10 protein-coding genes are annotated in these 9,345 nt (G+C 30.9%); 8 read left to right on the top strand and 2 right to left on the bottom strand.

Annotated elements, in window-relative coordinates; translation table 11 throughout:
* Positions 1–126 precede the first annotated feature (126 nt).
* The 4 genes from ACTB1H_RS07920 to ACTB1H_RS07905 all read left to right on the top strand — a co-directional run bounded on the left by ACTB1H_RS07920 (position 127) and on the right by ACTB1H_RS07905 (position 4,092).
* Positions 127–933: a nitroreductase family protein gene (locus ACTB1H_RS07920; RefSeq protein ID WP_463262307.1), complete on the top strand. Its 807-nt coding sequence runs from the start codon at positions 127–129 to the stop codon at positions 931–933.
* A gap of 31 nt (positions 934–964) precedes the next feature.
* Complete coding sequence (locus ACTB1H_RS07915; protein WP_463262306.1) at positions 965–1,903, top strand: TPR end-of-group domain-containing protein; 939 nt, start codon at positions 965–967, stop codon at positions 1,901–1,903.
* Position 1,904: 1 nt separating this feature from the next.
* Entirely contained in the window at positions 1,905–2,657 is a 753-nt protein-coding gene (gene map / locus ACTB1H_RS07910; protein ID WP_463262305.1) for a type I methionyl aminopeptidase, read from the top strand.
* A gap of 70 nt (positions 2,658–2,727) precedes the next feature.
* Complete coding sequence (locus tag ACTB1H_RS07905) at positions 2,728–4,092, top strand: MATE family efflux transporter (protein ID WP_463262304.1); 1,365 nt, start codon at positions 2,728–2,730, stop codon at positions 4,090–4,092.
* Here ACTB1H_RS07905 and ACTB1H_RS07900 read toward each other — a convergent pair.
* Positions 4,070–4,423 carry a DUF1667 domain-containing protein gene (locus ACTB1H_RS07900; RefSeq protein WP_463262303.1) on the bottom strand — a complete coding sequence of 118 codons (354 nt, stop codon included), beginning with the start codon at positions 4,421–4,423 and terminating at the stop codon, positions 4,070–4,072. The genes ACTB1H_RS07905 and ACTB1H_RS07900 overlap by 23 nt on opposite strands.
* Before the next feature lie 72 nt (positions 4,424–4,495).
* Here ACTB1H_RS07900 and ACTB1H_RS07895 point away from each other — a divergent pair, with 72 nt between their 5' ends.
* Positions 4,496–5,179: an MgtC/SapB family protein gene (locus ACTB1H_RS07895; RefSeq protein ID WP_463262302.1), complete on the top strand. Its 684-nt coding sequence runs from the start codon at positions 4,496–4,498 to the stop codon at positions 5,177–5,179.
* 31 nt (positions 5,180–5,210) lie between these two features.
* Positions 5,211–5,819 carry a thymidine kinase gene (locus ACTB1H_RS07890; RefSeq protein ID WP_463262301.1) on the top strand — a complete coding sequence of 203 codons (609 nt, stop codon included), beginning with the start codon at positions 5,211–5,213 and terminating at the stop codon, positions 5,817–5,819.
* A gap of 27 nt (positions 5,820–5,846) precedes the next feature.
* Here the strand turns inward: ACTB1H_RS07890 and rodA are convergent, their stop codons facing one another.
* Positions 5,847–6,956 (bottom strand): rod shape-determining protein RodA, encoded by a 1,110-nt coding sequence (gene rodA, locus ACTB1H_RS07885; protein WP_463262300.1) that lies wholly within the window; start codon positions 6,954–6,956, stop codon positions 5,847–5,849.
* A gap of 91 nt (positions 6,957–7,047) precedes the next feature.
* Here rodA and queG point away from each other — a divergent pair, with 91 nt between their 5' ends.
* Entirely contained in the window at positions 7,048–8,049 is a 1,002-nt protein-coding gene (gene queG / locus ACTB1H_RS07880) for a tRNA epoxyqueuosine(34) reductase QueG (RefSeq protein ID WP_463262299.1), read from the top strand.
* A gap of 62 nt (positions 8,050–8,111) precedes the next feature.
* On the top strand, positions 8,112–9,299 hold the full coding sequence (locus ACTB1H_RS07875; protein ID WP_463262298.1) for a glycine C-acetyltransferase: 1,188 nt from the start codon (positions 8,112–8,114) through the stop codon (positions 9,297–9,299).
* Positions 9,300–9,345 lie beyond the last annotated feature (46 nt).

The following is a 9,345-nucleotide window of genomic DNA, read 5'->3' as shown; positions in this document are numbered from 1 at the left end:
TTTTACACTGTATATATACCCAAAATGGGGGGAATCTAGCCATTTCAATATAAAAAAAGGCAGTAAATATGCGAGTTGTAGAGTTTTGCAACGAGCTATAAATTTATAAAACTAGGAGGAAATACTATGAACATGATGAATTTTTTAAGGACTAGAAAATCTACAAGAGAATTTAAATCTAAAAATTTAAATGAGAATGATTACAAGAAAATCTCGGAAATAATAAATGAGATAAATTTCGAGGCTCAACAGTATTTAATAAAGATGAAACTATATGAATTTGGAAGCAATATATATGAAAATCTAAAAGGAATAGCAGGATATGCGGGGGTTATGATAAAAAGTCCACATTATATAGCTTTAGAAAATGAAATTGATAGGAAAGAATCTTTAATATATAGTGGTTATTATATGGAAAAGCTCATAACTGAGTTGAACAATCTAGGAATAGGAACCTGTTGGGTAAGTCTAAAAGAAGTCAATTCAGAAATAAAAGAGCAAGTTTTTGGAGAAGGAGCTAAAAAAGTTAATTATTTGTTAGCTATTGGATATCCTAAGCCAAAGAGCCCATTTGCGCATGACTCATTTAGTGAAAGATTGGGTGAAGAGGAAATAGTTTATTTGAATGATATCGGAAGAAATGCAACTTTAGAAGAGCTTGAAAGTAGAGGGCTAGGCGATTTGTTTTTCTATGTTCGTTTTGCACCATCAACTATGAACAAACAGCCTTGGAGATTTGTATTGCATGATGATTATGTGGAATTATTGATGGTTGATGATGGTAATATAGATTATGTAGATGCTGGGATTATTATGTATTATTTTGAAGAACTAGCCAAAATAGAAGGATTAAAAAATAAATGGGAACTGATATTAGAACCTTTGGAAAACAAAAATGAGAAATATATGCTCATCGGGAAGTACAAAATTTAATTGTTCCTGTAATTTATAAAGGAAAGTGAATATGGAACCTAAGGCAAAGAATTATTTTGTCCTGGCTGAAACCTCTTATTTGGCCGGTGATAAAAACAAAGCAATTAATTTTTATAATAAAGCAATTGAATTTATAAATGATGATAATGAGAAAGCTTTAACATATTTTAATATTGGGGTAATTTATAACGAGATGGGATTGATGTCAGAATCTATAGTATTTTTGAAAAAAGCAATAGATATTAATCCCATCTATACTGATGCTTTTAAACTGATAGGAATGATTTATGAAGAAGTTGGGAATTATGAAGAAGCATTACAAAGTTATGAGATGATTTTAAAATACAAAAATTCTGATACAGAAGCTATTTATAATTATGCTAGATTGTTAGATCTACTAGGTAAAGAAGAGCTCGCAATCAAAGAATATGAAAAATTATTAGAACTAGATCCTAACAATATTTATGCATTAAATAATTTAGGATCTATTTATGAAGGTAGAAAAGATTATGATAAAAGCTTATATTATCTAAAAAAGAGCATAAATGTTTCTTATGATTATTATTTATCTCATTTTAATATTGCAGTTGTATACAAAGAGTTAAATGAGATTGATTTGGCTGTTACACATTATATAAGAGCAAAAGATTTAAATCCAAATTATGATAAAATTTACTTAAATTTATCAGAAATTTTTATAGATCAAAATCAGTATGCTAAAGCCATAAGCATTTTATCTGAGGGAATAATATTTAATCCAAATTCATCTGATCTCTACTATAATAGAGCTTGTTGTTATTCTTTGCTTGATGAATACGAAAAGGCAATTAATGACTTGGATATAGCAGTGAAAATAGATAAAGGCTTATATTATTGGATTATTGCTGATTCGGACTTTGAAAAGCTTAGAAAGACAGAAATTTATCGTAAATTTATCAGTGAATTGAACAGCATAAAGAAAGGAAAATGATATGATCGTAATAAAAACAGAAGAAGAAATAATGAAAATGAAAAAAGCGGGTGAAATATTAGCTGATGTTCACAGAAAATTAGCTGAGATTATAAAGCCAGGAATATCGACTTTAGAATTGGATCGTTTTGTAGAAGAATATTTGCTTAGCATTGGAGCTTATCCTGAACAAAAAGGTTATAAGGGGTTTCCCTATGCAATTTGTGCTTCTATAAATGATGAAATATGTCATGGATTTCCAAGAAAAGAACCTTTAAAAGAAGGAGATATTGTAACCATAGATATGGTTGTAAGATATGATGGATATTTAGCAGATTCAGCTTGGTCTTATCCTGTGGGAGAGATTTCAGAAGATGCTAGAAACCTTTTAGAGGTAACAAAAAAAGCATTATATTTGGGCATAGAGAAAGCTTTGGTTGGAAATAGACTAGGGGATATAGGTTATGCGATACAAACTTATGTTGAGTCAAATGGATTTTCTGTTGTAAGAGATTTTGTTGGACATGGAATAGGTAAACAAATACATGAAGATCCTCAAGTGCCTCATTATGGGAAACCAAACAGAGGGGTTAGATTGACTGAAGGCATGGTTATAACAATTGAGCCAATGGTTAATCAAGGAGTGTATTCAATGAAGATTGATTCGAACGAGTGGACAGCAAGAACTCTAGATGGGAAACTATCAGCTCAATATGAACATACTATAGCAATTACCAAAGATGGCCCAATGATTTTAACTGAACAAAATTTATAAATTAAAAGCTCCAGCAAAAAATTAATCGCAGGAGCTTAAAATTTGATATTCATAATATGTGGGGGAAAAAATGACTAAGGAGTTGAATTTAACTGAAGGGAATATAATAAACACTCTCATGAAATTAGCATTTCCTATCATGGGTACATCGTTTATTCAGATGGCTTATAATTTAACAGATATAATGTGGTTAGGAAGGTTGAGCACAAATGCAGTTGCTGCAGCAGGTACAGCCGGATTTTTTATGTGGCTTGCTAATTCCTTAGTCCTGATAACACAAGTTGGATTAGGCGTGAATGTAGCTCAAAATTTGGGTAAAGGAGATATAAAGAAAGCTAAAGAATATGTAAGGACAGGTTTTCAAACTGAAATATTTATAGCATTACTTTATTCTTTTGTTTTGCTGAATTTTAATGAGCAATTAATATCTTTTTTTAAAGTAAAAGAATTAGAAGTAGTACATATGAGTGAATCATATTTAAAAATAATTGGGATTGGGATAATTTTCCATTTTTTAAATCCTATATTTTCTGTATCATTAAATAGCTCTGGAAATAGTTTGACTCCGTTTAGGATAAATGCATTAGGTTTATTATTTAATATAATTATAGATCCAATACTTATTTTTGGGATTGGACCAATTCCCAAATTAGGTATCAATGGTGCTGCTTTGGCAACTATACTTTCTCAAATGATAGTAACATTAGGATTTGTTATTACAGGAATAAAAAGCGAACTTGTTTATTCACATATAAAATTATTTAAGAATTTTGACATAAAAAAGGCTGTCACTATTGTAAAACTAGGACTACCACCTGCTATTCAAAATACAATACATGCATTTGTAAGCATGGTAATAACAAGAATAATTGCAAGTTTCGGAGCTCTTCCAATTGCAGTAATGACAGTAGGGTCACAAATTGAATCATTATCTTGGATGACATCTGAAGGGTTTTCAGCAGCTCTTTCTGCTTTTGTTGGACAAAATATAGGGGCAAAGAAATTTGATAGAGTAAAAGAAGGATATCATAAAGGAATAAGAGTTCTTACTAGCTTTGGACTGGTAGTTTCAATATTGTTTATAACAATGCCCGAATCAATATTTAGTCTTTTTACTCCAAATGACATGGCAGCAATAAAAGCAGGAGGTACTTATCTTAGAATTTTAGGATTATCTCAAGCATTTATGAGTTTAGAAATAGGCACTGCAGGCTCTTTTAACGGATTAGGAAAAACTTTGCCACCAACTATAGTTGGAACTACATTTAATATTTTAAGAATACCAGCAGCGATAATTTTATCAAATACAAATCTAGGCTTTGAAGGTGTATGGTGGGCGATAAGTATGTCTAGTGTTTTGAAAGGCATAATTTTGTATTTAATGATAAATTTGGAATTTAAAAAAGAAATTTTTACAGAACTTTACGCAAAGTAACAACGTTTATACCGGTATCTAAAATATTTTCAATTATAACGACCCCTTTTTCAATTGGAGCTTTTACTTTGGTGTTTTCTATAATTTTTATTGCATCAGGAATGAGAGAAAAAGGGATTTTATCAGTTGTCCTGACAGGAATAGTTGACATTTTAGCATTTGTCAATATAGCTCTTGCTGTGAGTATTTTATCTTCTTGATTTAAATGAGATTTAGCATCAGACAATCCTTTAGAGCATTTATAACCTGAATAATATGCATGAGAGTTGATATTGACAATTTCTATACTACAATTATTTCTGCATTTATTACAATAGTAAATATTAGACATAGTTAACACCTCAAACATATTATACCACAACCATTTGATGCTTCAATTATTCTATTATTACGGAGGCTAAGTATGATAAACAATATAGAAATAATAGTTAGACTTGTTTTATCAGCTGTTTTAGGTGGATTAATAGGCATGGAGAGAGAAGCTAGTAATAGACCTGCCGGTTTTAGAACGCATATATTGGTTAGCATAGGATCTACTTTAATGATGTTAGTATCAATTAATGGAGCTTCAGGTGGGTCAGATCCAACACGAATTGCCGCTCAAGTTGTAAGCGGAATAGGATTTTTAGGTGCAGGAACAATTTTAAGAGATGGTAATAGAGTAAAGGGTTTGACAACTGCAGCAAGTTTGTGGGTATGTGCTGGAATAGGGTTAGCTATAGGTCAGGGATTTTATTTTGCAGGAATAGCTACAAGTATTATATCTTTCTTATCTTTGCTTTACTTAGGCAAATTTGAAAAAGCTGTATTGTCAGATATTAATAATCATTTACTCGTTATTGGGAAAGAAAGAAGCGGATTAATTGGCGAAATAGGAACGATTTTAGGAAACAACAATATAACCATTAAGAAAATGGACATAAATGAAATTGGTAAATTGGAATCTGGGGAAAACTTAATTGAAATAGATTTATTTATTAGAAGGTCTATAGCCAAAAATGACTATGATTTTTTAGAATCTCTCAAAGAAATAGAAGGAGTTGAGAGTGTAGAAATTAAAGGAAAAGGATTAAAAATAGGAAACTAATATATCACTATTAATTGAGGGGGAAAGCAAGTTGCATCAATATAAAGGCAAACTAATAATTCATACAGGTTCTATGTTTTCGGGGAAAACTTCATCATTAGAAAAAGACGTTAAGAGATTTAATATTGCAGGTTATAAAACTTTAGCATTTAAACCTGTTGTTGATACTAGGTTTAAAACTGCTGACATTATTTCACATGATGATATGAGCATTGAAGCAATTCTAGTTGAAAATATAGAATCTATAAAACTTCATTGTGAAGCTAATATTCCAGATGTTATAGCAATCGATGAAATACAGTTTTTAGGGGGCGAAATAAAAGATATTATTGATTCAATTAACAACTTTTTAGAAAGAGATATAACAGTAATCGTTGCTGGATTGGATGTCGATTTTGAAGGGAGACCTTTTGAAATAGTTAAAGAATTGATGCCCATAGCTGATTATTTGACAAAGCATCATGCAGTATGTGTAAAATGCGGGAGTGATGCATGGATTAGTCATAGAAAAACAAAGGATAAAGAAAGAGTTGTTATAGGAGCATCGAGGGAATATGAACCATTATGCAGGAGCTGCTACTTGAAAGAAAAAAAAGAGGAAGAAGAAATAATTAATAAAAATCAAGTAACATTATTATAAGAGGGTTAAATACTTAACCCTCTTTTTTTAAAAACTTAAACCTTCTTTATGCAGTCCGATTGATAACACTATTCCAACACAGACTAGGTTAATCAACTGGAAAGTACCACCATAACTCATAAATGGAAGTGGAATTCCTGTTATAGGCATTAATCCAATTGTCATACCTATATTTTGGAATATGTGAATAAACAGCAATGAAGCAATTCCTGTAACTACTAATGAAGCAAATACATCGGTTGTATTTTTAGCAATCCTTATCATTCTCATCAATAATATGAGATACAATAACAATAGTACAGTCCCGCCTAAAAAACCTAACTCTTCAACAATAACAGCGAATATAAAGTCTGTATGTTTTTCTGGAAGATAATTTAATTGTGTTTGAGAACCATTAAACAAGCCTCTACCGAATAATTTACCACTACCTATAGCAATTCTACTTTGTAAAGCTTGATAGCCAGTAGCTGAAGGATCTCTTTCTGGATTTAAAAAATTGTAAATTCTTTCTTTCTGATAATCAGCCATTTGTAGCCAAACAATTGGCAAGCTAAAAACAACTACACCCAAAGCAGCTAAAAAATATTTTATCCTAAGACCAGCTACAAATAACATAACAGCAGTGAAAAAGACGAAGACCATAGCAGTACCCAAATCAGGTTGCCTTAAAATCAGTCCGATTGGAATTAGTGCAAAAATAAGGATTTTTGCTAAAGTTTTTGGAGAATTTATATCCTCTTTATATTTATCAATTATTCGAGCTAAAGATATTATAACACCAACTTTAGCAAATTCTGCGGGTTGGAATCCAAAAGAGCCAATATAAAGCCAAGATTTTGAACCCCATTGGTCATCTCCTACTCCAAATATTAAAACAGCAATTAATAAACCGATTGACAAAATATATATAGGGATATATAGTTTTTCTAACAACTCATAATCAAAAAATATTAATATCAAAATAGCAAATAAACCAATAATAGTTGAAATGATTTGAGTTTGCACATATCTAGTACTATTTAAACTTAAAGTAGCAGAATAAATCATTACAATGCCATAGATGCTTAGAAGTATTGTTGTTATTAATAGCAAAAAATCAAATTTTTTAAATGACTTCTTATTTAAGTTGATTAACATTAGATCTACCTCGCTTCAATAGATATTATAGCATATTTATATATCAACTTATAGCATCTTTTAAATTACTATTACTTAGTGGGTGAATTTTATGAAAACAGAATTGATAAGACAAAAAGCATTAAAAATAGGCTTAGATGTAGTTGGATTTACAGATGCCTCTTCTTTAACAAGGGTAAAAAGAACGCTTGATGATAGATATATGAACGGTCTAAAAACAGAATTTGAGATAGATGAAATCTCTAAAAGAATTGAGCCTAAATTGATTATGGAGAATTCAAAAAGTATAATAGTAGTAGGATTTCCTTATTTTTCGAATATAAAACATACCGAGAATTCAATTTATGGAAAGATTTCTATGTCATCTTGGGGGTTGGATTATCATATAGTCATAAGAAAATATCTAAATCAATTAGTAGAAGAATTATTGAAAATAGAAAGTTTTGAGTATAAAATTCTTTCTGACACGACCCCATTGATAGATCGAGAAATTGCATATAAGGCAGGAATAGGATATTATGGGAAAAATACTAATATCATTAATGATACTTATGGGTCATTCATTTTTATTGGGTATATATTAACTGATTTATTGTTAGATATTTATAGTTTGCCTGTAGAGTCAAAATGCGATGAATGTGATTTATGCCTAAGGAGTTGTCCAGGGAAAGCTATTGAACAACCATATAAAATAAATCCTATGAAATGTATATCATATTTATCACAAACAAAAAAATATTTAACTGAAGAAGAAAGTAAAATCATGGGGAAAAGTATTTATGGTTGTGATATATGCCAGATTGTATGCCCGAAAAATAAAAACATAAAAGAATCAAATTTTAATGAATTTAAGCCATATAAAACCAATGGGGTTGTTGATATAAAAGAATTACTTTTAATGTCAAAGAGAGAGTTTGATAGAAAATACGGGGAGATGGCTGGCAGCTGGAGAGGTAAAAATGTATTAACGAGAAATGCAATAATTGCATTAGATAACATGGGTTATATTGACGATGATATTAGGAATAGTCTAAAAAATATCGATTCTGAATTCTTAAGACCATATATAACTAGATATTTATCTAAATTTTGATTAAAATAGGTTATCAATATGATATAATTCTAATGTAAATTATTATAACTGGAGGGATATACGTGTCAAATGTACATGAGTTGAACTTTTTAAAAGAAAAAATTCAGGAATTAAAAGATCAAGGGGTATACAGAAAATTACCAGTGCTAGGTACGCCAACAGGGTCGGAAGTTATTTTGAATGGAAAAAAAGTTATTAATCTATCCTCCAACAATTACTTAGGATTTGCAAATCATGAAAGGCTTAAAAGGGCAGCTATAAAAGCTGTAGAGGAATATGGTGCAGGGTCTGGAGCTGTTAGGACTATAATAGGCAATATGAAAATACACGAGGAGTTAGAAGAGATTTTAGCTGAATTCAAAAGAGAAGAAGCAGTTTTTGTTTATCAATCTGGCTTTAACTGTAATGCTGGAACTATTCAAGCTATAACTGATGTTGGAGATTTAATTATTTCAGATGAATTAAATCATGCTTCAATAATAGATGGATCAAGGCTTTCTAAAGCTGATAGAGCAATATATAAGCATTCTGATATGGACAGTTTAGAGAAGGTACTAAAAGAGAACAGATCGAAGTATAAAAACATTCTTATTATTACTGATGGTGTATTCAGCATGGATGGAGATATAGCAAAACTTCCAGAAATAGTAGAGCTAGCTGAAAAATATGAAGCTATGACATATGTCGATGATGCTCATGGCTCTGGGGTATTAGGAGAAAGTGGTAGGGGGACTGTTGACCACTTTAAACTTCACAACAGAGTTGATTTTTCAATTGGAACATTATCAAAAGCTATCGGAGTTGTTGGAGGCTATGTTGCTGGCTCAAATACAATGTATGAATGGCTAAGTCACAGAGCAAGACCAGCACTTTTCTCTACATCATTGCCTCCAGCAGCAGTAGGAGCTGCTATAGAAGCTATAAAGATGCTTATGGAATCTACAGAATACACTGATAAGCTCTGGGAAAATGCTAATTATTTTAAAGCTAAAATGAGTCAATCAGGTTTTGATATTGGTAAGAGTGAAACACCAATTACACCTGTCATTATTGGTGAAGAAGGAAAGACTATGGAATTTTCTAGAAAATTACTTGAAAATGGTGTATTCGTTTCTGGGATAGTATTCCCAACTGTGCCAAAAAACACTGGTAGAGTAAGATGTATGGTAACAGCAGCTCATTCAAAAGATCAGCTAGATATAGCTGTAGATGTATTTAATAGAGTTGGTAGAGAAATGGGGCTTATATAACAAATATTAAGGGAAGTTTATCTTCCCTTAATATTAATACAGGTGA

Source organism: Soehngenia sp. (genome assembly GCF_055108775.1).
Note: the sequence above shows the minus strand (reverse complement) of the source record. Positions and strands in the feature narration are given on the sequence as shown.

What these genes read in the sequence shown, in the direction of transcription:
- ACTB1H_RS07920 (WP_463262307.1), top strand. Translation starts at nt 127, where the DNA reads ATGAACATGATGAATTTTTTAAGGACTAGAAAATCTACAAGAGAATTT.
- ACTB1H_RS07915 (WP_463262306.1), top strand. Translation starts at nt 965, where the DNA reads ATGGAACCTAAGGCAAAGAATTATTTTGTCCTGGCTGAAACCTCTTAT.
- map (WP_463262305.1), top strand. Translation starts at nt 1,905, where the DNA reads ATGATCGTAATAAAAACAGAAGAAGAAATAATGAAAATGAAAAAAGCG.
- ACTB1H_RS07905 (WP_463262304.1), top strand. Translation starts at nt 2,728, where the DNA reads ATGACTAAGGAGTTGAATTTAACTGAAGGGAATATAATAAACACTCTC.
- ACTB1H_RS07900 (WP_463262303.1), bottom strand. Translation starts at nt 4,423, where the DNA reads ATGTCTAATATTTACTATTGTAATAAATGCAGAAATAATTGTAGTATA.
- ACTB1H_RS07895 (WP_463262302.1), top strand. Translation starts at nt 4,496, where the DNA reads ATGATAAACAATATAGAAATAATAGTTAGACTTGTTTTATCAGCTGTT.
- rodA (WP_463262300.1), bottom strand. Translation starts at nt 6,956, where the DNA reads ATGTTAATCAACTTAAATAAGAAGTCATTTAAAAAATTTGATTTTTTG.
- queG (WP_463262299.1), top strand. Translation starts at nt 7,048, where the DNA reads ATGAAAACAGAATTGATAAGACAAAAAGCATTAAAAATAGGCTTAGAT.